Annotated in this window: 21 protein-coding genes and 1 riboswitch; of the genes, 11 read left to right on the forward strand and 10 right to left on the reverse strand. The window is 70.7% G+C overall.

Annotated features, from left to right (window positions below; genetic code table 11):
- Nucleotides 1-6 precede the first annotated feature (6 nt).
- Nucleotides 7-1,134 carry a hypothetical protein gene (locus ACQPZX_RS02530; protein ID WP_433373755.1) on the forward strand — a complete coding sequence of 376 codons (1,128 nt, stop codon included), beginning with the start codon at nucleotides 7-9 and terminating at the stop codon, nucleotides 1,132-1,134.
- Here the strand turns inward: ACQPZX_RS02530 and ACQPZX_RS02535 are convergent.
- On the reverse strand, nucleotides 1,131-1,961 hold the full coding sequence (locus ACQPZX_RS02535; protein WP_433373758.1) for an SDR family NAD(P)-dependent oxidoreductase: 831 nt from the start codon (nucleotides 1,959-1,961) through the stop codon (nucleotides 1,131-1,133). The genes ACQPZX_RS02530 and ACQPZX_RS02535 overlap by 4 nt on opposite strands.
- Before the next feature lies 1 nt (nucleotide 1,962).
- A complete protein-coding gene (locus ACQPZX_RS02540) occupies nucleotides 1,963-3,399 on the reverse strand; it encodes a flavin-containing monooxygenase (protein ID WP_433373760.1) in 1,437 nt (478 codons plus the stop codon).
- Between the two features lie 39 nt (nucleotides 3,400-3,438).
- Here ACQPZX_RS02540 and ACQPZX_RS02545 point away from each other — a divergent pair, with 39 nt between their 5' ends.
- The gene (locus ACQPZX_RS02545) at nucleotides 3,439-4,383 is read left to right on the forward strand and encodes a Dyp-type peroxidase (protein ID WP_433373763.1); all 945 of its coding nucleotides are present in this window, start codon (nucleotides 3,439-3,441) and stop codon (nucleotides 4,381-4,383) included.
- Here the strand turns inward: ACQPZX_RS02545 and ACQPZX_RS02550 are convergent.
- The 3 genes from ACQPZX_RS02550 to ACQPZX_RS02560 all read right to left on the reverse strand — a co-directional run bounded on the left by ACQPZX_RS02550 (nucleotide 4,349) and on the right by ACQPZX_RS02560 (nucleotide 6,520).
- Complete coding sequence (locus tag ACQPZX_RS02550; RefSeq protein WP_433373767.1) at nucleotides 4,349-4,981, reverse strand: HAD-IA family hydrolase; 633 nt, start codon at nucleotides 4,979-4,981, stop codon at nucleotides 4,349-4,351. The two genes, ACQPZX_RS02545 and ACQPZX_RS02550, sit on opposite strands and share 35 nt — an antisense overlap.
- 84 nt (nucleotides 4,982-5,065) lie before the next feature.
- Entirely contained in the window at nucleotides 5,066-5,809 is a 744-nt protein-coding gene (locus ACQPZX_RS02555) for a hypothetical protein (protein ID WP_433373770.1), read from the reverse strand.
- Nucleotides 5,810-5,854: 45 nt separating this feature from the next.
- Nucleotides 5,855-6,520: a DedA family protein gene (locus ACQPZX_RS02560; protein WP_433373773.1), complete on the reverse strand. Its 666-nt coding sequence runs from the start codon at nucleotides 6,518-6,520 to the stop codon at nucleotides 5,855-5,857.
- Nucleotides 6,521-6,728: 208 nt separating this feature from the next.
- Here ACQPZX_RS02560 and ACQPZX_RS02565 point away from each other — a divergent pair, with 208 nt between their 5' ends.
- Both ACQPZX_RS02565 and ACQPZX_RS02570 read left to right on the forward strand, forming a co-directional pair.
- Nucleotides 6,729-7,913 (forward strand): MFS transporter, encoded by a 1,185-nt coding sequence (locus ACQPZX_RS02565; protein ID WP_433373776.1) that lies wholly within the window; start codon nucleotides 6,729-6,731, stop codon nucleotides 7,911-7,913.
- Between the two features lie 100 nt (nucleotides 7,914-8,013).
- Nucleotides 8,014-9,606: a glycoside hydrolase domain-containing protein gene (locus ACQPZX_RS02570; protein WP_433373779.1), complete on the forward strand. Its 1,593-nt coding sequence runs from the start codon at nucleotides 8,014-8,016 to the stop codon at nucleotides 9,604-9,606.
- A 59-nt stretch (nucleotides 9,607-9,665) separates the two neighbouring features.
- Here ACQPZX_RS02570 and ACQPZX_RS02575 read toward each other — a convergent pair whose 3' ends face one another.
- Nucleotides 9,666-10,475, reverse strand: coding sequence for an RNA polymerase sigma factor SigF (locus tag ACQPZX_RS02575; RefSeq protein ID WP_433373782.1), 810 nt, complete (start codon nucleotides 10,473-10,475; stop codon nucleotides 9,666-9,668).
- A gap of 282 nt (nucleotides 10,476-10,757) precedes the next feature.
- On the opposite strand from ACQPZX_RS02575, the gene ACQPZX_RS02580 reads away from it, so the two are divergent.
- The 3 genes from ACQPZX_RS02580 to ACQPZX_RS02590 are packed head-to-tail and all read left to right on the forward strand — an operon-like array spanning nucleotide 10,758 to nucleotide 12,792.
- Nucleotides 10,758-11,168 carry an ATP-binding protein gene (locus tag ACQPZX_RS02580; RefSeq protein ID WP_433373784.1) on the forward strand — a complete coding sequence of 137 codons (411 nt, stop codon included), beginning with the start codon at nucleotides 10,758-10,760 and terminating at the stop codon, nucleotides 11,166-11,168.
- Between the two features lie 28 nt (nucleotides 11,169-11,196).
- Nucleotides 11,197-11,508, forward strand: coding sequence for an STAS domain-containing protein (locus ACQPZX_RS02585; RefSeq protein WP_433373787.1), 312 nt, complete (start codon nucleotides 11,197-11,199; stop codon nucleotides 11,506-11,508).
- Nucleotides 11,509-12,792 carry an SLC13 family permease gene (locus tag ACQPZX_RS02590; RefSeq protein ID WP_433373790.1) on the forward strand — a complete coding sequence of 428 codons (1,284 nt, stop codon included), beginning with the start codon at nucleotides 11,509-11,511 and terminating at the stop codon, nucleotides 12,790-12,792.
- A gap of 133 nt (nucleotides 12,793-12,925) precedes the next feature.
- Here the strand turns inward: ACQPZX_RS02590 and ACQPZX_RS02595 are convergent, their stop codons facing one another.
- The 4 genes from ACQPZX_RS02595 to ACQPZX_RS02610 form a co-directional block, all read right to left on the reverse strand.
- Nucleotides 12,926-13,900, reverse strand: coding sequence for an NAD(P)H-binding protein (locus tag ACQPZX_RS02595; RefSeq protein ID WP_433373792.1), 975 nt, complete (start codon nucleotides 13,898-13,900; stop codon nucleotides 12,926-12,928).
- A 77-nt stretch (nucleotides 13,901-13,977) separates the two neighbouring features.
- Nucleotides 13,978-14,703 carry an SDR family NAD(P)-dependent oxidoreductase gene (locus ACQPZX_RS02600; RefSeq protein ID WP_433373795.1) on the reverse strand — a complete coding sequence of 242 codons (726 nt, stop codon included), beginning with the start codon at nucleotides 14,701-14,703 and terminating at the stop codon, nucleotides 13,978-13,980.
- A 35-nt stretch (nucleotides 14,704-14,738) separates the two neighbouring features.
- On the reverse strand, nucleotides 14,739-15,560 hold the full coding sequence (locus tag ACQPZX_RS02605; protein ID WP_433373798.1) for a helix-turn-helix transcriptional regulator: 822 nt from the start codon (nucleotides 15,558-15,560) through the stop codon (nucleotides 14,739-14,741).
- A gap of 100 nt (nucleotides 15,561-15,660) precedes the next feature.
- Complete coding sequence (locus ACQPZX_RS02610; RefSeq protein ID WP_433373801.1) at nucleotides 15,661-17,241, reverse strand: cation:proton antiporter; 1,581 nt, start codon at nucleotides 17,239-17,241, stop codon at nucleotides 15,661-15,663.
- Nucleotides 17,242-17,353: 112 nt separating this feature from the next.
- Between ACQPZX_RS02610 and ACQPZX_RS02615 the strand changes: the two genes are divergently transcribed.
- From ACQPZX_RS02615 to ACQPZX_RS02630, 4 genes are all read left to right on the forward strand, one after another.
- Entirely contained in the window at nucleotides 17,354-19,231 is a 1,878-nt protein-coding gene (locus ACQPZX_RS02615) for a hypothetical protein (RefSeq protein WP_433373804.1), read from the forward strand.
- A gap of 98 nt (nucleotides 19,232-19,329) precedes the next feature.
- Nucleotides 19,330-19,420: riboswitch (ZMP/ZTP riboswitch) on the forward strand.
- A 19-nt stretch (nucleotides 19,421-19,439) separates the two neighbouring features.
- Nucleotides 19,440-20,864 (forward strand): glycine hydroxymethyltransferase, encoded by a 1,425-nt coding sequence (locus tag ACQPZX_RS02620; RefSeq protein WP_433373806.1) that lies wholly within the window; start codon nucleotides 19,440-19,442, stop codon nucleotides 20,862-20,864.
- A gap of 488 nt (nucleotides 20,865-21,352) precedes the next feature.
- Entirely contained in the window at nucleotides 21,353-22,423 is a 1,071-nt protein-coding gene (locus ACQPZX_RS02625) for an IS110 family transposase (RefSeq protein ID WP_433384968.1), read from the forward strand.
- 495 nt (nucleotides 22,424-22,918) lie between these two features.
- Nucleotides 22,919-23,203 carry a hypothetical protein gene (locus ACQPZX_RS02630; protein WP_433373809.1) on the forward strand — a complete coding sequence of 95 codons (285 nt, stop codon included), beginning with the start codon at nucleotides 22,919-22,921 and terminating at the stop codon, nucleotides 23,201-23,203.
- Nucleotides 23,204-23,311 lie beyond the last annotated feature (108 nt).

Here is a 23,311-nt window from a genome sequence, read left to right on the forward strand (position 1 = left end):
GGATTTGTGCCCAAATTCCTGACCGCCTGCGTCGTCGCCGTCGCCACCCTCCTGTTCGGCCTGCCGGCCCAGGCGACGGCGATCGGCGGCCGGGCACTGGCCACCGGCCCCACGTTCAACGGCGGGGTCTACGCCATCGCCCACGTCGGCCCGGTCGTCTATCTGGGTGGCGCGTTCACCAGCGCCACCTACGGCGGCCGCACCTATCCGAGGATGCGCCTGGCCGCCTTCGACGCCCGCAGCGGCGCGCTGCTGAGCTGGGCGCCCGAGGCCGACGGCACCGTGCGCGCCCTGGCCGCCGCGGGCGACAGCATCTACGCCGCCGGCGACTTCCACGAGGTGGGCGGGCACACCCGTGACTCGCTGGCCCGGCTCAGCCCGGTGGCCAGTGCCGTCCTGCCGTTCCGGCACACGGTCACCGGCACCGCCTACGCCCTGACCACCGGCAACGGCCGGCTCTATCTCGGCGGCAGCTTCACCGACGTGGACGGTAAGCAACGGTCCAACCTGGCCGCCTTCGTGCTGGACACCGGCAAGCTCGACGCCGCGTGGCGCCCGTCGGCCGACGATGCCGTGCACGCGCTCGCGGCCCTCGGTAACCGCGTTTACGTGGGTGGCGGCTTCCACTTCGTCGACGACGAGAAGGGCACGCTGCGGCTGGCGGCCGTGCACGGCACGACCGGGGACGTCGATCCCGGCTTCCGAGCGAAGGTGCCGGCCGAGGTGAGGGCGATCGCGCTGGATCCGGCAGGTGTCTACGTCGCGACCGCGGGCGTGGGCGGGCGGGCCATCGCGTACGCGTTCACCGGCGCCCTGCGATGGCAGCGGGTCTTCGACGGCGACGCGGCCGCGATCGCCGTCGACAAGGGCGTGACCTACGTCGGCGGCCACTTCGACAGCGCCTGCCTCACCAGCAAGAACGGCGTGCATGGCGCGTGCGTGGACGGTTCGGAGCCGCGTTACAAACTGGCCGCGGTCACCGCGACCGGCACGCTGGCGCCGTGGGCGCCGCAGGGCAACGGCGTCATCGGCGTACGCGTGCTGAGCGTGAACCGGTCGACCGGAACCCTCGAGGCCGGCGGCGACTTCACGACGATCGACGGGCAGGACCGCCGGCGGTTCGCCGTGTTCTAGGAAATGCGCTTCGCGAGGCTCTGGGTCAGCTGCCACCACCGGGTCGGGGTGATCCGCACCAGCCAGTCGGCCGCCTTGGCCTCCCGGGTGATCACCAGGCGAGGCTTGCGCGACTGGATGGCCGCCACGATCTGCCGGGCCGCCTCCTCGGGCGGCATGGTGAGCGCCTTCTCGGCGAACTTGCGGGCCTGCGCGGCCTGCTCGCCGTCGGGGTCGGCGCCGCTGATCCGGGCACTGGCCGCGATGTTGGTCTTGATGCCGCCCGGGTGCACCACGGTCACGCCGACGCCCTGCGGCTCGAGCTCGTGGCGCAGCGCCTCGGTGAACCCGCGCACGCCGAACTTGCTGGTGGCGTAGGCGACCTGGCCGGGCGGCCCGATCAGCCCGAAGAGGCTGGAGATGTTCACCAGGTGGGTGCCGGGCCGGGCCAGCAGCTGCGGCAGGAACGCCTTGGTCATCCGGATCACCGCGTGCAGGTTGATCTCGAGCAGCCAGTCGAAGTCGGCCATCCGGTTCTGCTCGAACGTGCCGGTCAGCGACACGCCCGCGTTGTTGATCAAAAGATCGACGCCGCCGTGGCGGGACGCGATCTCGGCGGCCAGGTCCAGCCGGTCGCCGCCATCGCTCAGATCGACGACGTACGTCGTGACCGAGCCGGCCCCGACCTCACGCGCGAGCTCCGCCACCCGTTCGAGCCCTTCGGCGTCCCGGTCGAGCAGCGCCAGCACCGCCCGCCGTTTGGCCAGGTCGAGGGCGAGGGCGGCGCCTATCCCGCTGGCCGCGCCGGTGATCAGGCAGGTGCGTCCGGCGAACGCGAAGCGCTGCATATCAGACCTTTCGCCGGGCAAACGTCACGTTGCCGTCGTCGATGCGGCCGAATCGCATGGCCGGCATGTCGGTCAGGTAGTTGTTACGTGCCCGCCATGGCCGCCGCGCGCCCTGACGGGGGAGGATCGCGGCCGCGCGTTGGACATACCCCGAACTGAGCGCCATCAACGGCTCGCCGCCCGGCGGCATGTCCGCCGGCGGGGTCGGCGTGGTCATCTCGATGCGGTGCCTGCCCATGTAGTTGAGCAACCGGCAGACGTAGCGCGAGGTGAGGTCGGCGCGCAGCGTCCAGGAAGCGTTGATGTATCCCACGCACCAGGCGAGGTTGGGCACGCCGGAGAACATCATTCCCTTGTAGACGTTGAGCTTGCCGGTCTCGATCGGCCGCCCGTCGACGTGCACCGCGATCTCGCCGAGGGTCACCATCGAGAGCCCGGTCGCGGTGACGATGATGTCGGCCTCGATCTCGGTGCCGTCGGTCAGGCGTACCCCCTTGGGGATGAAGGTGTCGATCACCTCCGTGACCACCGACGCCCTTCCGGCCCTCAGGGCCGTGAAGAGATCACCGTCCGGCACCACGCAGAGCCGCTGGTCCCACGGGTGGTAGCGGGGCGTGAAGTGCGGATCGGCCGGCACCTCCGGCGGCAGCTGCTCGGCGACCTGTCTGCGCAGGTAGCCGCCCACCTTGTCGGGCCACCGGCGGGAGGCCTGATAGAGCAGCGCGGTGGCCACGACGTTCCGTGAGCGGATCAGGCGGGCGGCGGCCGGGCTCATCTCCCGGCTGCCGGCGCCGTCGCCGCCGGGCAGATTGATCATGTACGACGGGGAGCGCTGGACCATCGTGACGTGTCCCGCGGTCTCGGCCATGGCCGGCACCAGGGTCACCGCGGTGGCGCCGCTGCCGATCACCACGACCCGCTTGCCCGCGTAGTCGAGGTCGGCCGGCCACTGCTGCGGATGCACGATCGGCCCGGCGAAATCCGCCCGGCCGGGGAAGTCGACGTCGTAGCCGCCCGAGTAGCGGTAGTAGCCCGTGCACAGGTACAGGAACCGGCAGGAGTACTCCTCGCCGTTGGCCGTGCGGACGGTCCAGGCGGCGTCCTCGGTGGACCAGTGCGCGCTCACGACCCGGCGGCCGAAGCGGATCTTCCCGGTGATGCCGAAGCGGTCGGCGGTGTCCCGCACGTACCGCAGGATGGTCCCGCCGGACGCGATCGCCTTGGGCTGCCGCCAGGGGCGGAACGGATAGCCCAGGGTGAACATGTCGGAGTCGGAGCGGACGCCCGGATAGCGGAAGAGATCCCAGGTCCCGCCGGAGACGTCGCGGCCCTCCAGGATCAGGTAGCTCCTGTCCGGGCACTCGGTCTGCAGCCGGTAGGCCGCACCGATGCCGGACAGTCCCGCGCCCACGACGAGAACGTCAACCCGATCACTCATCGGCCCATTATCCGGCCGCCGGGCCGTAAGCTGCGGATCATGACCGCGCCTCGCTCGCTCGGCCCGCTCGTCACCTCGCAGGCGGTGCTGGCCCCGCTCACCGACGCCGCCATGTTCCTGGTCGCGACCGTCCGGGAGGGCGGCGAGGCCACCGTCCGGGAGTTGCTCGAGGACATGAGCGCGCTGCAGCGCACGGTCGGGTTCCGGCTGCCGGCTGCGAAGCTGTCCTGCGTCACCGGGATCGGCGCCGACCTGTGGGACCGGCTGTTCACCGCGCCGCGGCCGGCCGGGCTGCACCGGTTCCGCGCGTGGAAGGGCGCGAAGCACAGCGCGCCGTCGACCCCTGGCGACCTGCTGTTCCACATCCGGGCGGGGCAGATGGACGTCTGCTTCGAGCTGGCCAGCAAGATCGCCGACCGGCTGCGGGACGTGGCCGACATCGTCGACGAGACGCACGGCTTCAAGTACTTCGACGAGCGCGACCTGCTCGGCTTCGTCGACGGCACCGAGAACCCGAGCGCCGAGGAGGCCCGGCCGCACGTGCTGATCGGCGACGAGGACGAGGCGTACGCCGGGGGCAGCTACGTCCTGGTGCAGAAGTACCTGCACGACCTGCAGGCGTGGAACGCGCTGACGGTCGAGCAGCAGGAAGCGGCGATCGGGCGCACCAAGCTCGACAACGTCGAGATCAAGGACAAGGCGCCCAACTCGCACGTCGAGCTCAACACGGTCGACGACCCGGACGGCAACGAGCTCAAGATCCTGCGGGACAACATGCCGTTCGGCTCGATCAAGGACGGCGAGTTCGGGACGTACTACATCGCGTACGCGTCCACGCCGGACGTGCCCGAGCTGATGCTGCGCCGGATGTTCCTCGGCGAGCCGTACGGCACGTACGACCGGATCCTCGACTTCTCGACGGCCGTGACCGGTTCGCTGTTCTTCGTCCCTACGGCCGAGTTCCTGGACGACCTGCCGGCGTGACGGTCGTCGTGAGGTCGGCCAAAGTGCGTATCTCGAGGTCGCCGTGCAGGCCGCGCAGCGCGGCGGTGTGCGCGCCGGCCGCCCGGGCCGCCTCCAGGCCGACCTCGGCGTCCTCGACCACCAGGCAGTTCTCCGCCGGAACGCCGAGCAGCTGGGCGGCGAGCAGGTAGCCCGCCGGGTCGGGCTTGCCGGCCGCCACGTCGTCGGTGGTCACCAGCACCCGCGGGGTGATGCCGGCCGCGGTCAGCCGGGCCTTGGCCAGGCGGTCGTCGGCGCTGGTCACCACCGCCCACGGCACGCCCTCGCGGTCGAGCAGGGCGATCAGGTCGAGCGCGCCCGGCGTGGCCACCACGTCCGACAGGTCGTCGTACTGCAGCTCCAGCTGGCGGGCCGAGGCGCGCCGGATCTCCTCTTCACCGAGATGACTCAGCAGCTTGCGCACGGTGGTCTCGCTCGGGCTGCCATGGGCCATCTCGTACGCCGCGGGGCCGTCCGCGCCGTACTCGGTCGCCCAGGACAGCCAGGAGCGTTCGACGGCGCGATCGGAGTCGACCAGCGTGCCGTCCATGTCGAAGAGGATCGCCCGGATGTCGTTCACCGATCGAGCGTTGCACAAGGCCGCGCCCGGTTGCCCGGGCGCGGCCTGAGTGTGGTGCTGCTATCAGCGCCGCTGCTTGTCGCTTCAGCGACCGGTGGCGGTGGTGCCCCGGCGACGGGAAGCGGCCGGCTCGGTGGCCTTGCGGGCCGTCGTGGCGCGGCCGGCGGTGGAGGTGCGGCCGGTGGTGCTGCTGGCCGCGCTCGCCGCCTTGGTGGCGGTCGTGCGCGCGGCGGTCGCGGTCGCGGCGGTCTTGGCCGGGGCGGCCGTGGCCTTCGCGGCCGTGCTTTTCACCGCGGTGCTTTTCGCGGGCGTGCTTTTCGCCGGTGACGCGGCGCGGGTGGTCCGCCGGGCCGGCGGGGTCGCCGGCGTCCCGGCGACGGGTGCGGGTGCGGATGCCGGCGCGGAAGCGGCCGGAGCGGGCTCGGCGGCGCTGGGCGCGGCCGCCGGGCGCGGGGCGATCGCGGTCACGGTGGCGAGCTGCGCGGTCTGGTCGCGCTCCTTCTCGCGGCGGACCAGCTCGGCCAGGACGGCCTTGTCGTACTTGGCGTCCATGTCGCTGGCGCGGCTCTTGGTTTTCGAGGCCTTGCTGACGGCCTTCTTGTGCGCCTTCGCCAGGCGCACCCGGTCGCGCTCCTGCGTCTTGAGCGCCCGCTTGAGCCGCTTGGCCTCGGCCTCGGCGTTACGCAACGCCTGGGTCTGCTGCTGGGTGAGCTCCGCGTTGCTGCGGATCCGGTTGTCCAGCTCCGTCACGGCCAGCCGGGCCTTCTCGGCGGCGCCGGCGGCGGCCGCCGACTGCGCACGACGACGATCAAGCTGAGGGGTGGTCACGAACTCTCCTTCCGTTTGCACCCCCGGGCATCCCGGCGCGCGACGTCAGGGTTGTGGCTCCTCGACGACTGCCGCAGCGCTGCGGGCGCGCCGGCGTCTGATGTGCCGGAGGTGCAGTGTGATGTAGGCGACCACCGCGAGGGTGATGATGGCGATCGCCCACCATTTGTATCGGTGTGCATGCTCGATGATCTCGACGAGATGGGTACCGAGCGCATACGCGATGCCCGTCCACCAACCGACCCACAGTGCCGCACCGATCGTGTTGTAGATCAGAAAGGTGCGCCAGGGCATCGCGGTGATTCCCGCGATCACCCCGTTGAACTGCCGGAGTCCATCAATGAAACGAGCGATGACAACGATACGACCTCCGCGTCGCGCGAAGAAACCCTCCGCTCGGGCCAAACGCTCCGGCGTAAGGAACACGTATTTGCCCCAACGGTGCACCGCTTTGCGGCCGCCGCGGACCCCGATCCAGTACCCGACGTTGTCGCCGAGAACGGCGGCCACGAAGGCGATCGCGGCCACGCCGAAGATGTTCAGCCGGCCGGCGCCGGCGTAGATGGCCGCGGCCACCATGATCGTCTGACCCGGCGCCGGCACCCCGAAGCTCTCGACGCCGATCAGCGCCGCGACGGCGGTGTAGCCCCAGCGGTCGAGTAGCGGGGCGACTCCGTGCAGGAATCCGGGTAGCTCGGCAGAAGGTGGCATCGGCTAACACGGTAGCCGGAGCGGACGCCGCCAAACCTGTGGAGTCACTTCTGTGGCTGAAGCTCCGATCTCCCCGATCGTGTGAAACCACCTGTTTTCAACGGCGGTGTCGGGATGGTGCCGCGTTGTCGGCGACGGTGATCCGATCTACGTCCGGACTTACTTTACGGTGTGGCGGAACTGTGGCGGGTCTGTGAGAGTCGCTGGAGTGATCAAGCGTTCCGGATTGGCTCTCGCCGCCCTCGCGGTCGGCACGTTCGCGATCGGCATGACCGAGTTCGTGATCACGGGCCTGCTGCCCGACATCGCGTCCGACCTGCGGGTCTCGATCCCGACGGCGGGCCTGCTCGTCTCCGGGTACGCCCTCAGCGTGCTGTTCGGCGGGCCGCTGCTGACCTACTTCGTGGCGCACCGCCGCCGCAAACCGGTGCTGATCTGGCTGCTCGCGTTCTTCGTCGCCGGCAATGTTCTGTGTGCGCTCGCGCCGTCGTACGGGATCATGCTTTGCGGTCGGATCGTCGCCGCGCTCGGCCATGGCGCCTTCATCGGCTTCGCCACCATCGTCGCCGGTGACCTGGTCCCGCCGTCGCGGCGGAGCAGCGCGATCGCCGCGATGCTCAGCGGGCTCACCGTCGCCAACGTCGCGGGCGTCCCTCTCGGCACCCTGCTGGGCCAGCAGCTCGGCTGGCGCTCGACGTTCTGGGCGATGGCCCTGCTCGGACTGGTCGCCGCGGCGGCTACGGCGGCGTTCGTGCCGGACATGGCCACCACCGGCGAGGCCCGCACGCAGCTGGCCGCCTTCCGGAACCCGGCCGTCTGGCTGGCGCTCGGCATGACGGCCCTGGCGTTCGGCGCGGTCTACGCCCCGTTCACCTACATCGCGCCGCTGATGACCGACGTGGCCGGCTTCGCCGACGGCGCGCTGCCGTGGCTGCTCGCGCTCTTCGGTCTCGGGCTGGTGCTGGGCAACGTGATCGGAGCCCGCGGCGCGGACCGACGTCTCATGGGGACGATCGTCACCGCGTCGGTGGCGATGCTCGTGGTGCTGGTCGCGTTCGCGTGGACCTCGCACGCCAAGGCGCCGGCGACGGTCACCCTCTTCGCGCTCGGGGTGGCGGCGTACGCGACCGTGCCGGGCCTGACCACCCGGGTGATCACGGCGGCCGGCGACGACGCGCAGAACCTGCTGGCCTCCTCGGCCGCGGTCTCCGCCTTCAACCTCGGGAACGCGGCCGGCGCGTACTTCGGCGGCCTGGCCATCACCGCCGGCTGGGGCTACGACGCGACGCCGCTGGTGGGCGCGGTCATGGAGGCCGGCGCGCTCGGGCTCGCGGTCGCCTTGATCGTCACCGCCCGTCGCCAGGCGGTCACGAGGATAGGCGTCGATCTATAGATAGGCCCGAGCGGGTTGTCCGGATCGAGCCGTTCGGCGGAGGCGGCTCCCATGATCGTTTGGTTGGCTCGGGCGTCGTCTGTCGCCGAGAAAGGCCATCATGGGAGCCCACGCGCTCATCGAGCCGCGCCGCAGCCTCGCCATCAAAGCTTCGTTTCTCGTCGCGGTCCTCGTGGCCTCGCTGTTCGTGCTGGCCCGGACCAACGCCACCGCCGCGGCGGCGTACAGCACGGTGCAGCCGGGCAGCTTCACCGGGTACGCGTTCGACGCGTGCACCGCGCCGTCCAGCGCGTCGATGAAGGCGTGGAAGGCCGCGTCCCCGTACAAGGCGATCGGCATCTACATCGGCGGCGTCAGCCGCGGCTGCACCCAGGCCAACCTCACCGCCGCGTGGGTCAAGGAGCAGGTCACCGCCGGCTGGAAGCTGCTGCCGATCTACGTCGGCCTGCAGGCCTCCTGCTCGGGCAAGAAAAACCTGATCAACAACGCGACCGCCGACGCGCAGGGCCGGGCCGCCGCCTCGGACGCCGTGGCCCAGGCCGGCGCGCTGGGCCTGGCCAAGCAGAGCATCGTCATCTACGACCTCGAGGCGTACCCGACGACCGACGCGGCCTGCCGCAAGGGCGTGCTCACGTTCATGAACGGCTGGACGTCGCGGCTGCACGACCTCAGCTACTTCTCCGGCTTCTACTCCAGCGCGAGCTCGGGCGTGGCCGACCAGGTGGCGAACTACAGCGCCACCGGTTACGTGCCGCCGGACTACGTGGACTTCGCCCGCTGGGACCTCAAGGTCACCGTCGGCGACCCGGTGATCCCGGCGACGGCGTGGCCCGGCAAGCGGCGGATGAAGCAGTACCGCGGCGGCCACCAGGAGACGTACGGCGGCGTCACGATCAACATCGACAACAACTACGTCGACTTCGCCCCGCTGTCGGCCGCCCGGATGGCCGACTTCACCGGCAACGGCTGGTCCGACCTGGTCGCCCGCTACACCAACGGCTGGATCTACCTGCTGCCGGGCAACGGTAGCGTCCCGCAGTGGGGGCAGCGCCGGGCGATGAGCAGCGGCTGGGGCGGGATGAACGCGATCGTCCGCGTCGGCGACCTCAACCGGGACGGCCGCGAGGACGTGGTGGCCCGCAGCACCGCCGGGGACCTGTGGTTCTACCCGGGCACGACCAGCGGCTTCGGCGCCCGCAAGAAGATCGGGACGAACTGGGGCGCGGTGCGGGAGATCACCGCGGTCGGGGACTTCAACAAGGACGGCTACCCTGACCTCACCGCCATCCAGGGCACGAGTCTCTACCTTTACCCCGGCAAATCGGGTACGGCATTGGGCGCTCGCAAGCTGATCGGCGCGACCGTGTGGGGCGGCCGCAGCGAGATGGCCGGGGTCGGCGACTTCAACCGCGACGGCTACACCGATTTCGTGGTGCGGGAGAACGCGAACGGCATCCTCTGGCTGTACGCCGGCGCCAGCGGCGGCAAAGTCGGCACGCGCTGGGCGCTCGGCAACTTCGCGAACGCGGTACGCGAGGTGGTCGGCGTCGGCGACTTCGACCGCGACGGGTACAACGACATCATGGCGGTCCGCCGGTCGGACTCGGGCCTGATCATCTTCCGCGGCGGCGGCACGAAGGTGCAGGCCAGCAAGTTCCTGATCGGTTTCAGCGGCTTCTCGCAGCTGTCCTGAAAAAGCATACGGCCGGCCCGAACCGGGCCGGCCGCACGCTGTCCCTGGGGTGTGGTCGCTCAGATCTCGTCGCCGGCCAGCTGGCCGCGCAGCTTGGTGAGCGCCTTGGTGAGCAGGCGGCTGACGTGCATCTGGGAGATGCCGATCTGGTCGGCGATCTGCGACTGGGTCAGGTTGCCGTAGAAGCGCAGGGTGAGGATCTTCTGTTCGCGCTCGTCGAGGGTGGCCAGCGCGGGGCCGAGGGCGACGCGGGTCTCGGCGAGCTCGTATTCGTGGTCTTCGCCGCCGAGGGTGTCGCCGAGCTCGGTGGTGCCGTCGGCGGAGATCGGGGTGCTCAGCGAGGTGGCGTTGTAGGCCCGGGCGCCTTCGAGGCCTTCCAGGACGTCTTCCTCGGTGATCGACAGGTGCGCGGCGATGTCGGTGACTGTCGGGGAGCGGCCCAGTGAGTGGGTCAGGGTGCTGTTGGCCTCGGTGATGGCCAGGCGTAGTTCCTGCAGGCGGCGGGGGACGCGCACGGACCAGGTGCGGTCGCGGAAGTGGCGCTTGATCTCGCCGATGATGGTGGGGATGGCGTAGCCGGCGAAGTCGACGCCGCGGTCGGGGTCGAATTTGTCGACGGCTTTGATGAGGCCGACGGTGGCGGTCTGGATCAGGTCGTCGGTGGGTTCCCCGCGGCCGGAGTAGCGGTTGGCGAGGTGGCGGGCCAGCGGCAGCCAGGCCTCGATCGCGGCGTCCCGCAGGTGCGGGCGCGACGGGTGGCCGGCCGGCATCGCGGCCATCGCGTTGAGGAGCTCGGCGGCGCTGTCCGCCGGCGCCTCGGCGCCGGCCGTGGTGGCCGGCGAGATCTGCGACCTCTCGGTGACGGTCATATCTGGTCCTCCCTGGCACCTCTCCGGAGAGCCGGTCCCGTTTGTTCGCGGGACCCGGTCGGTCGGGTGTCCCTATAGCGGTCGATGGCGGTCGATTCGATCGCCTCCGACCGAGCACATTAGGCCGTTCGGATACCAAGACCCTAACTGAGAGGTTGAGAAAAGACTAGCCGAAAGTATGAGTGACTTTGCGTGATGACAACTAATACGGAGCGATCAACAGACGGTCATCACCGTATCGGCCCATCCTCCACATCGCCCGGTCCAGGCAAGATGGACGCCATGACTTCGCTGCCCGCCTCGGTCCCGTACCCGTTGGCCGCGGAGCTATGCCGGTGGACGCTGGCGAGCTTCGGCGACCTGCGCGGCCTGCGGGCCGACCTGCGCGACGCGCTGGCGGGGTCGGCCGGCACCGGCGATGTCACCGATCGGATGACCGTGGTGGCCAACGAGCTCGCCACCAACGCGCTGCGGCACGGCCGGCCGCCGACCGTCGTGCGGCTGCTCCGCCAGGACGATCGCCTGATCATCGACGTGGCCGACCACGACCGCGACGCCGAGCCGCGGGTCGCCGAGGACCGCCCGCTCGGCGCCGGCGGCCTCGGCCTCCAGCTCACCAAGACCTTCGCGATCGACGTCGGCTGGTACTCGACGGATGCCACCAAGCACGTCTGGGCCAGCTTCCCGAGCTGAATCCGGCGACTGCTGGTAGAAAGTCCCCGTGGCGGACTCCTACAAGATCGGTCAGGAGCGGGCGGCCGACGGGTCCGCGACGCTCCTGCACCTCGGCGGTGAACTGGACATCACCGCCCGCGACGACCTGCGTACGGCGATCCTCGCGGCCCTGGCCGGCGGCGACGTCGTGATCGATCTCGATGCCGTGACGTTCATCGACTCCGAGGCCCTGGGCGCGCTGATCGAGGGCTACAACGAGGCCCGCGCGAAGCCCGCCGGTTTCCGCGTCGTCAACGCGAACGGCCTGGTCGCCCGGGTGCTCAAGGTGTCCGGCGCGCTGGAGTTGTTCGGCGCCTAGATGGCTCTGCTCCTGGCGTCGGTGCTGCTCGCCGGCGTGCTCGTGTTCGCCGTGGTGCGCCCGCGCGGTCTTCCCGAGGCCGTCGTCGCCGTGCCCGCGGCGGTCCTGGCCGTCGCGACCGGTCTGCTGCCGTGGCGGGACGCGCTGGCCGAGGTGCGCGAGCTCGGGCCGACCGTGGGCTTCCTCGCGGCGGTCCTGCTCCTCGCGTTTCTCGCGGGAGAGCACGGCGTTTTCGCCTACGCCGGAGCTTTGACCGCCCGCGTCAGCGGCGGTTCCCCGTCCCGCCTGCTCGCCGCGGTCTTCGTCGCCGCCTCGGTGACCACCGCCGCGCTGAGCCTGGACGCCACCGTCGTGCTGCTCACCCCGGTCGTCCTCGCGACCGCCGCGCGCACCGGCGCCCGGCCGCGACCCGCCGCCTACGCGTCGGCCCACCTGGCCAACTCCGCGTCGCTGCTGCTGCCGGTGTCCAATTTGACCAACTTGCTGGCGTTTGCGGCGAGCGGCCTCACCTTTCTGGGCTTCGCCGCCGTGATGGCGCTGCCCTGGCTGGCCGTGATCCTGGCCGAGTACCTGGCCTTCCGCTGGTTCTTCCGCGACGACCTGCACGCGCCCGCGTCGCGCCCGACCGGCGGCGACAATCCGGCCGCGCCGCGCTATGCCCTGATCGTCCTGGCCCTGACGCTGGCCGGTTTCGCGGCCGCTCAGCCTTTCGGCGTGCATCCCGGCTGGGTCGCCGCCGCCGGCGCCCTCGCGCTGGCCGTTGCCCGCTTGGCGCGTCCCGGCCTTCTGCCGCGTGCCGGTGTTCGGGTGCCGCCCGGCGTTCCGGTTCGTCCCGGCGTTCTGCTGCGCGAGGCCAACCTGCCGTTCTGCGCCTTCGTGCTGGCGCTCGGCGTGGTCGTGCTCGCCGTCCGCCGGCACGGCCTCGACCACGTCGTTGACGCCCTCGTGCCGGCCGGGGCCGGTTGGTGGCAGCTGTTCGCGGTGGCCGGGCTGGCTGCGCTGCTCGCCAACCTGGTGAACAACCTGCCTGCCACGCTGATCCTGGTCCCCGCCGTGCAGACGCGCCCGGCGCTGCTGCTGGCGGTGCTGATCGGGGTGAACGTCGGGCCGAACCTCACCTACGTCGGCTCGCTCGCGACACTGCTGTGGCGGCAGATCCTGCACGCCCGCGACGCCCCGCCCGACGGCCGCGACTTCCTCAAGCTGGGGGCGGTCAGCGTGCCGGCCGCGCTGACCGCCGGGGTGCTCGCGCTGTGGCTGAGCGTGTCACTCGCGGGGATATAGGAACGCACCTCCGCCACCGCGCCGGGATCGGTCCGGGGAATAACCGAGGTGATCCGGCGGGGGATCGGTGGCGGGGGTGCGTCCAACGCAGTCAGTCTTATCGATGCGATTCGTAACATGCAAGCAATCTGAGTTACGGAACCGCTTTCGGCACAAGGAAGTCCTGCGCATGATCCCGGGCCCAAACGGCGTAGGTGCGCGCCGGCCGCCCCGTGACCTCGGGCACCAGCGTCGAAACCGCGGCGGGATGTCCCTGGCCGGCACGCCACACACGCAGGACGGCGTCGACCGCGAACTCCGGCATCGTCCGGGTCATCTCGGCGCGCGCCCGCTCGTGGGTGATGGTCTCCACCGCGATCGGGCGGCCGAGGGCCGCCGCGATCGCCGCGACCTGCTCGCGCAACGTGAGTGACTCCGGTCCCCAGAGGGTGTACGCCCGTCCGTGGTGCCCGTCCGACATCAGCGCCGTTGCCGCTACTGCCGCTATGTCGGCCTCGTGCAACGGCGCCGTCTGCGCCTCGGGGTAGGGCAGGCCGACCCGGCCGTCGGCGGCGATCGAGGGCGCCCAGGCCAGCGTGTTGGTGGCGAACATGCCGGCCCGCACGAACGTCCACTCCAGACCCGAGCCTTCGAGCGCCTCCTCGACCGCGCGGTGCCGCCGCGCGATCGGACTCGCCGCCGCCTCCGGCCGGGCAAGCGCCGCCGTGGAGAGCAACACGACCCGCCGCAGGCCCGCCGCCCGCGCCGCCGTGACGAACCCGTCGATGCCCTCGGGGTGCGCGTAGAGGAACGCTCGCTCAGCCCCGTCCAGCACCGCCGGCAACGTCGCCGGTTCCGCCAGATCCGCCGCCGCGACCTCGACGCCGTCCCACCGCCGGGCCGCTTGTCCGGCTGCCGCTTGCTCCCCGCCCGCTTGCTCCCCGCCCGCTTGCTCCCCGCCCGCTTGCTCCCCGCCCGCTTGCTCGGCGGCCGCTTTGAGGGCGGCCGCCGGGAAGCCGTGCCGGGCCGGGTCGCGGCTTGTCGCCCGCACCCGCTCGCCCTGCGCCAGCAGCGCCGATACCACGTGGGAGCCGACGTTTCCGCGCGCTCCGAACACGACAGTCGTCACGGCCCGATCCTGCCCCACCCCGGCACTGGGTGGGCAGCAGTGAAGCAGGTGGGTCTGACTGCGCGGTTGTCCACAAGTCAGAGGAGCATGCCGCCGGAGGCCTCGATGCGCTGGCCGGTGATCCACTTGGTGTTGTCGGCGAGCATGGCGGCCATCACGCCGGCGATGTCCTCGGGCTCGCCCAGGCGGCCGAAGGCGATCTGGCCGCTCACGTGATCGCGAAGGTTCGGGGTGTCGCGGAGCAGGCCGCCGGCGAAGTCGGTCGCGGTGGCGCCGGGGGCTACCACGTTCACGCTGATGTGGCGGGGTCCCAATTCCTTCGCGAGATACCGGGTGTACGTCTCGACGGCGCTCTTGATGGAGCCGTACACGGCGTAGATGCCCTCGCCGGTGAAGCGGGCCAGCCCGGTGGACACGTTGAGGATCCGGCCGCCGTCGGCGATCAGCGGGAGCAGGGCCTGGGTGAGGAAGAACATGCCGCGGAAGTGCACGTTCATCAGCTCGTCGAAGGCCTCGACCGGGAAGTCGGCGATCTTGCCGCCGCGCCCGGTGCCGGCGTTGTTGACGAGGAAGTCGAAGTCCTCGCGGCCGAAGCGGTCGCGCAGCACCTCCCGCAGCGAGTCGACGAAGGCGGGGTACGAGTCGAGGTCGCCGACCGTGAGTTTCAGGGCGACCGCGTCGATCTTCTCGCCCGGGTTGTCGCGGTAGGTGTAGATGACCTCGACGCCGTCCGCGATGAGGGCCTCGGCGGTGGCCCGTCCGAGTCCGCGGTTGCCACCGGTGATCAGGGCGATTTTGGGCATGGTGGTGCCTTTCTGCGTACGGGATGGGGTGTTTTCTAAGAACCGACGGCGGCGAGGAGCTGGAGCTTCTCGTGGCTCGGCGAGCCGGGCACGGCGGTGAAGACCAGCAGCACCTGCGATTGACCGGGGTCGAGCAGGGTCTGGCAGTAGAGCTCGAGCTCGCCCAGCGCGGGGTGGACGAAGCGCTTGCGGTCGAGGTGGGCGACGCCGACCTCGTGCGTGGCCCAGATCTCGGCGAACTCGGGGCTGACCTCGAGCAGGGCATCCACGATCTCGCCGGCCCGGCCGCCGGGCGCCGCCGCGTAGACCTCGCGCAGCTGGGACGTGAAGACCCGGGCGTGGGTCGGATGGTCCTCGACCGGGTAGATCTTGCGGGAGTCGGGGTCGGTGAACCAGCGGTAGACCGTGTAGCGGTCGAGGCCGGTGCGCCCGGTCTCGTCGCCGACCAGCGCGGCCGCCGGGCGGGTCTGCGCCAGCGTCTCGCCGAAGCGCGAGATCACCATGGCCGGCGTGTCGGCGAGCCGGTCGAAGATCCGCATCATGCCGGGGCCGATGTGGTCCTCGCGCAGCATCCGCTGCGGCGCCGGGTGCCCGCCGAGGCGGAACAGGTGGTCGCGCTCGTCGAGCGAGAGGTGCAGTGCCCGGGCGAGCGCGGCGAGCATCTGCTCGGAGGGAACCGGTCCGCGCTGCTGCTCGATGCGGCCGTAGTAATCGGCGGACATGCCCGCCAGCGCGGCCACCTCCTCGCGGCGCAGGCCGCCGGTGCGGCGGCGCTGCCCGCGCGGCAGCCCGACATCCTCCGGCTGGAGCGCCTCGCGGCGGGTCCGGAGAAAGTCGGCGAGTTGCGCCCGGTCCATCTGATCAGCCTCCCGTGTCGAACAACTCAAGACTGGCCCGATCGGGAAACTTGAGGAAGGCCGGATTCAACCGGGGACAAGTTGTCCCTGGCTGCGCGGGTCACTCCGGTGGGGTCGGCCGCCCCGGCCACGGGCGGCGCCGGAGCATGGCCTGCGGCGCGGTGTGCACCGCCGCCTGGCGCAGGTCGATGTCCTCGATCATCGAGCGCGCGACCTCCTCGGTCAGCTCGCGCTTCATGACCGCGGTGCCCAGCGCGAGCCGCTGCGCCTCGAACGACGCGTCCACGTCGGCGTTCGGCTGGGCGGCGGCGTCGGCCACGATCCGCCGGCCGCGCTCGCGCATCTGCTCGTCCTCCGCGCGCTCGGCGGTCAGGTCGAACTTGAGCCGCCGGGTCAGCCAGCCGATCGTCGTGCCCTGGATCAGCAGCGTCCCCAGCGTGACGAACAGCGCGATCGCCAGGATCGCGTCCCGGCCCGGCACGCTCTCGGGGATCGAGCCGGCCGCGGCCAGCGTCAGGATGCCGCGCATGCCGATCCAGCCGACCAGCAGCGTCTCCTTCTGGGTGGGCGGGCCGAGCGGCTCGCCACCGCGGCTGCGGCGCCGCTTGCGGACCTCTTCGAGCCGGGCCCGGTAGCGCTCGTCGCGCTCGATCCGGCGCTTCATCATGCGGTCCTTGATCGCGTAGCGGCCGAACAGCACGTACACCGCGAAGATCCGGAACAGGATCGCCACCGCGAGCAGCACGCCCGCCGCGACCAGCGTGCGGGCCAGGCCCGGCTCCTCCGAGTCGGCGAGGTCGGCCAGCACGAACTTGAGCTGGAAGCCGATGTACGCGAAGACGAACGTCTCCAGCACGAAGTCGAGCACCGGCCAGAAGTTCTCCTCCTGCAGCCGCGTGCGGTAGGCGCCCGGGTACTGGTGCTTGGGATCGAGGGTCAGGTTCGTGCTCACCATGAACGCGGCCACGACGACCGCGAGGATGCCCGAGGCGTGCACCTCCTCGGCGACCAGGAACGCGGTGAACGGCAGCAACAGCACCAGCGTGGTCTCCAGCGTCGCGTTGCCGAGCCGTTTGCGCAGGAACAGCGCCGCCACCGCGAACAGCAGGCCGATGCCGATCCCGACGAACGCGTTGCGCAGCAGCTCGACCGCGCCGTGCCCCCAGGTGGCGTGCTCGCCGTTCACCGCGCCGATCGCGATCGCGAACAGGGTCAGCGCGGTCGCGTCGTTGACCAGGCTCTCCCCGGTCAGGATCGAGGTGACCCGCTTGGGTAGCCCGATCTCGTCGCCGTGCGAGACGGTGGTGATCGTGTCGGGCGGCGCGAGCACGGCGCCGAGCACGAAGGTGGCCGCGCCCATCGACGGCAGGATCCAGGAGGCGACCACCCCGAACACGCCGGTGGTGAGCAGCACGAGCACCACGCCGAGGGTGATGACCGGTCCGAGGTTGGCGCCGAACGCCGAGAACGACGCCCCGCGGGTGGCCGAGTAGAGCAGTGGTGGCACGACCACGGCGAGGATGAACTCGCTCTCCAGCTCGAGTCGCGGCACCCCGGGTATGAACGAGGCGGCCGCCGCCAGCACCACGATGATCATGCCGGGCTCGAGGTCGCGCTTCCTGGCGATTGCCGAGATCGCGATGCCGGCACCGATGATGAGCAGGAGCTGAACGCCGTCCACGAAGATCAGGTTAGACGACTTCCGGTAAGCCTCTTGCTATGTCGATACATGCGGATGCTTAATCATTGTTGCCCGTCGGGCGGAGTGCCCGGCAGCGCGGGGGAGGCAACAAATGAAGAGACGTCGTGGGCTCATCTCCGGCTTGGCGCTCACGCTCATCGCGAGCGCGCTCACCGTCATCGGTACGGCACAGGCGGCATCCGCATCGCACTTCGAGAGCCCGCCGGTGGTGCAGACCGGCTGGACCGACTCGGCGACGCCGGCAACCCCGCACCTGCCGGACGGCACGACCGACTATCCGCTCGGCACCTGGTCCGACGAGGCCGGTGGCACGCACACCTCCCGGCTGTACGTCACCTACGACCTGTCCGCCTACGAGGGCAAGAAGATGTACGGCGGCACGATGTGGGTCGAGGAGGAGAGCGCCGCCGACTGCACGAAGCGGTCCGTCGAGGTCTGGCGGACGAAGGCCGTCTCCACCCCGCCGAAGTGGCGGAACCCGCCCGCCGAGCTCACCAAGCTCGACGAGATCCAGACGCCGGAGCGCTGCCCGAGCGCGCTGTTCACCTTCGACGTGAGCGCGGCCGTCAACGACGCGGTGCAGCACAAGCAGCGGCTGGTCACCTTCGAGCTGCGGGTGGGTGCCGAGCACGAGGCCGATCCCGCGTACGGCCGGCGGCTCTCCGAGTCGTACGGGCTGCGGTTCACCGTCAACTACAACTCGCTGCCCACCGTCGACAGCGCCCACCTGTACACCAGCGGCTTCGCGTGCACTCAGCTCAAGCCGTACCCGAAGTACACGGGCGCCCGGCTGGAGGCCCTCGGCCACGACGGTGACGAGAACGACGGGGTCAAGACCGAGTTCGCGATCTGGCCGGTGGGCTCGCCGGACGCGAGCACCGTCTACACCGACGAGCGCTCGCTGCAGGGCCGCGTCGCCGGGGTCACTGTGCCGAGCAGCACGCTGGTGCAGGGCAAGTCGTACGCCTGGCAGGCCCGGGTGACCGACGGCATGGACACTTCCGCCTGGTCGAAGAAGTGCTACTTCACGTACGACGGCGTCCGCCCCTCCGCTCCCGTCGTGACCTCCGCGAACTTCTCGCCCGGCACGTGGGGCCCGCGCGGCGAGTACCCGGTCTTCACCTTCGACGGGCACGGCGACAAGGACATCGCCGGGTTCCAGTGGGGCTGGGGCGACCTGGGCGTGTTCGGCGTCTGCGACTACGGCGGCGAGTACGGCCAGCTGGTCTGCACCGAGCCGTTCAGCAAGCCGCGCACCGTGCGGGCCGGCACGCCGGGCGGAAAGGTGACCCTGACCATCAACCCGGACGCCTCCGGTCCCCAGCGGCTCTCGGTCCGGTCGATCGACACCGCCGGCAACGTGTCGGACATCGTCCGGTACGAGCTCCTCGTGCCGGGCTCCGAGCCGGCGGTCACCGTCGAGGGTCCCGAGCCGCAGTGGAACCAGGACGTGCTGATCAAGGTGACGCCGTCCGCGGGCATCACCGGCGTGACCGAGTACGAGTTCACCCGCGAGAGCACCGGCGAGGTCGAGACCCGGCAGGCCGACGAGAACGGCGTGGCGTACTTCAGCTTCCGCGCCAACGAGATCGAGGGGCCGACCATCCTCGTGCGCAGCCACAGTGACAACGGCTTCGTGTCGGCGCCGGCGCGCTGGTGGTTCCCGTTCGACCCGGGCCCCGGCGTGAGCGCCGACGTCTACGACCACCGCAGTCAGGTGCCGACCGGCGGCGTCGGGGTCGAGGGCACGTTCACCTTCAGCCCGCCGCCAGGCTGGACCGACGTCGCGGCCTACCGGTACGACTTCGGTGCCGAACAGACCGAGGTGCCGGCCGGCCCCGACGGGCTGGCCACCATCACCTGGACGCCGACGGTCAGCGGCTTCACCCAGCTCACCGTGTACGCCGTCAGGGCCGACGGCACGGTGAGCGACTATCCGAACTGGTACTGGTTCGAGGTGGCCGGCTAGCCCCTCGTCACGGCTGGAGCCCGGTGGTCACGATCTCGATCATCGGGCCCGGCCGGCCGGTTATCGGACGCCTCGGCGGAGCTGACGGGGGTATGCTTCCCGCGGGCCGTAACTGGCGCTTGAAGATGGGGAACCATCGGGGAGCGGCCCCATCGCGATGATGACTTGCCGTGCGCCTGGGCCTCTTCCACCGTGATAGGGAGGTCCCATGCCTGAGCTCAACGCCGAATCCAGCGCCTTCCGCTCCGCGCTCGAGGTCGTCCGCTCCGTCGAGCCGCGCATCGCCGACGCGATCGCCAAGGAGCTGCACGACCAGCGCGAGTCCCTCAAGCTGATCGCCAGCGAAAATTACGCCTCCCCGGCGGTGCTGCTGGCGATGGGCAACTGGCTCTCCGACAAGTACGCGGAGGGCACCATCGGCCGCCGCTTCTACGCCGGCTGCCAGAACGTCGACACCGTCGAGGCGATCGCCGTCGAGCACGCGAAGGCCCTGTTCGACGCGCCGTACGCCTATGTGCAGCCGCACTCCGGCATCGACGCGAACCTGGTCGCCTACTGGGCGATCCTCGCCGACCGGGTCGAGGTCCCCTATCTCAAGAAGTTCGAGAAGCGCCAGGTCAACGACCTCACCGACGCCGAGTGGGCGGAGCTGCGGCAGGCATTCGGCAACCAGCGCATGCTCGGCATGTCGCTGGACGCCGGCGGCCACCTCACGCACGGCTTCCGGCCCAACATCTCCGGCAAGATGTTCGACCAGCGCAGCTACGGCGTCGACCCGGCCACCGGCCAGATCGACTACGCGGCGCTGCGCGAGACCGCCCGCGAGTTCAAGCCGCTGATCATCGTGGGCGGCTACTCGGCGTACCCCCGCAAGGTGAACTTCGCGACCATGCGCGAGATCGCCGACGAGGTCGGCGCCACCTTCATGGTCGACATGGCGCACTTCGCCGGCCTGGTCGCGGGCAAGGTCTTCACCGGCGACTACAACCCGGTCGAGCACGCCCACATCGTCACCACCACCACCCACAAGAGCCTGCGCGGCCCTCGCGGCGGCGCCGTTCTGGCCCAGCCTTCGCTGGCGGACCAGGTCGACCGCGGCTGCCCGATGGTCCTCGGCGGCCCGCTCAGCCACGTCATGGCGGCCAAGGCGATCGCCTTCGCCGAGGCGCGCGACCCGTCGTTCCAGAACTACGCCCAGCAGATCGTCACCAACAGCCAGGCGCTCGCCGAGGGCCTGCTGAAGCGCGGCGTCCAGCTCGTCAGCGGCGGCACCGACAACCACCTGGTCCTGCTCGACGTGCACCCGTTCGGCCTCACCGGCCGCCAGGCCGAGCAGGCCCTGCTGTCCAGCGGCGTCGTCACCAACCGCAACGCCATCCCGCAGGACCCGAACGGCGCCTGGTACACCTCCGGCATCCGCATCGGCACGCCCGCCCTGACCTCGCGCGGCCTCGGCACCGCCGAGATGGACCAGATCGCCGACCTGATCCACACGGTGCTGACCAACACCACCCCGGCCGAGGGCTCCAAGGCGAAGTACACCCTCGACCCGGCCCTCGCCGACCGCATCAGCAAGCAGGCAACCGAGCTGCTCGCGCCGTTCCCCCTCTACCCCCAGGTCGACTTGGGCTGATTCTTTTAAATTCATGTCGTGCGTGAGCGGTGGGTACGGACCGTCGCTCCCGCCGAGGCCGGCCCGGGGCCCAGCTTCGCTGGCCCTGGGCCTTCATTCTGCGTAAGTGGTCACCCAAAACCACCCTCCCCACCGGCCCCGCATAGCGCCCGCCCCCGCCGCGCCGCCGCCCACTTCCGCGTTGACGACTTCCGGCGCGCCCCGCACGTCAGCTCATCGAGCTCGCCCTCACCCGCTTGGGCCCATGCGACCTTGATGACAGAGATGATGGTGGGTGAGCACCTCCCGCCGGGGTCTGACCCGCTTGATGACTGACTTCGGGTCCTTCGTAAGACTTGTCGGCTCCGGTCGGGAGGTGCTCGTGCACGTGCCGGGTCGTGGCGTTGTGACTTCATAGGAGCCTGGCCAGAGGCCCCATCTCTGTCTTGTCCATCGTTGCCCGGCCGGTGCGTGCCGCCCTGCCCACAGTCACGAACGACAGGACGACGATGCCCTCCATTACACCTGACCCGGCCCTTTTCGATGTCGTCGGCGGCGTCGACACCCACCTGGACACTCACACCGCGGCGGTCATCGACCTGGTCGGGCGGGTCCTGGGCACCGAGCAGTTCCCGGCCACGGCGGCCGGCTATCAGGCGTTGCTGGCCTGGATGCGCGGGCACGGCCGGCTGTGGCGGGTCGGCGTCGAGGGCACCGGCGTCTACGGTGCCGGGCTGGCCCGCCGGCTGCGCGCCGCGGCCGTTGAGGTGATCGAGGTCGACCGCCCGGACCGCAAGACCCGCCGGTCACAGGGCAAGTCCGACCCGATCGACGCCATCGCCGCGGCCAAGACCGCCCTGGCCGGCGAACGCACCGGCCTGCCGAAACAACGCGACGGCCAGGTCGAGGCCCTGCGCCACCTGCGGCTGGCCCGGCGCAGCGCCATCGACCAGCGCGCCGACACCCAACGCCAGATCAAAGCCCTGATCGTCACCGCCGACGACCAGCTGCGCGCCCGGCTCCGCGAGCTGAGCGTCAAAGAACTGATCGGCACCTGCGCGAACCTGCGGCCGGACCGAGCCGACGCCGCCAGCCCGGCCACCGCCACCAAAATCGCCCTGCGCTCGCTGGCCCGCCGCCACCAGCACCTGACGGCCGAGATCACCGACCTGGACAGCCTGCTCAAACCCCTGGTGGCCGCGATCAACCCGGCCCTGACCGCCGCCCACGGCGTCGGCACCGACATCGCCGGTCAACTACTGGTCACCGTCGGCCAGAACCACCAGCGACTCACCAGCGAAGCCGCGTTCGCCATGCTCTGCGGCGTCGCGCCGATCCCCGCCTCGTCCGGCAAAACCCGCCGGCACCGGCTCAACCGCGGCGGCGACCGCCAAGCCAACGCCGCCCTCCACCGCGTCGCCATCGTCCGGCTCCGCAGCGACCCCAACACCCGCGCCTACGCGCAACGCCGCACCAAAGACGGCCTGTCCAAAAAAGAAATCATCCGCTGCCTCAAACGCTACATAGCCCGCGAGCTCTACCAACTCATCACCACCAACACCCACGAACCCGCCGCTTGACATCTATAGGAGCGTCTTGCGGCGCGCCTTGCACACCAACTCATCACGCCTCGCGCGAGCCCGCGTTGCCCACCGCCTGGGCGGCCGATCGTCGGCGGCTGCGAGCGCCGGCTGCGACTGTCGGCCTTGATGATTTGGCGCGCGCTCCGAACGCGTACTCGTCAAGGTCTGCGCCAAGCGCATGGGCCGCCCGGCGGAACGGGCCGCACTCAGCGCGACCACCCCCGCGCCGGGCAATGACGACTGGACGCGATCACCCCGCGCCGGCCATGGCGACCGAGCGCGACCACCCCGCGCCGGCCATGGCGACCGAGCGCGACCACCCCATCAGCCGCGGCGCGCCCCGCTCCGCCGGCGCGGCACCCGGGCGGCGTTATGGCGAGCCGCGGCATTCCCCGGTGACCGCGCGACGCCGAGGAGCGGCGGCAGTGGAACGATGGGGATGACGGGGATGAGCCGAGGTGTCGCATGCCGCGAAGGGGACAGCCGTGGGCCGTGCTGGCCGACTCTGCGGACGAAGCGATGATGGCGCCGCTGGTGCGGGCGGCCTGGGCTACCGACCTTTCCCGTTTTGAGCCTTATATCAGCATGTTTCTCCTGTGCTTCGAGGCCGGGCCCGGTGACACCCTGCCTCTGTCGATCGGGGTGGCCGCCGATCCCGACGTTTACATCGTCTGGTGGGGAGTGCCGTGGCTGACGCCGCGATGCACGGCCGTCGAGATCACTGGCGATGCGCGCGAAGCGGCCACACTGGCCGAGCAGCTGCTGAGCTGGCGGTAGGCCGAGGAAGCGCTCTCCCACGCCTGCATGGGCGAAATGCCCGATCGGGTGGGCGATGGCGCTTTTGCTGATCAGCGCCGGAACCGGTTCCGGGGTCTGCGTTATCGG

It is taken from the genome of Actinoplanes sp. CA-142083 (assembly GCF_050942195.1).
GTDB lineage: Bacteria > Actinomycetota > Actinomycetes > Mycobacteriales > Micromonosporaceae > Actinoplanes.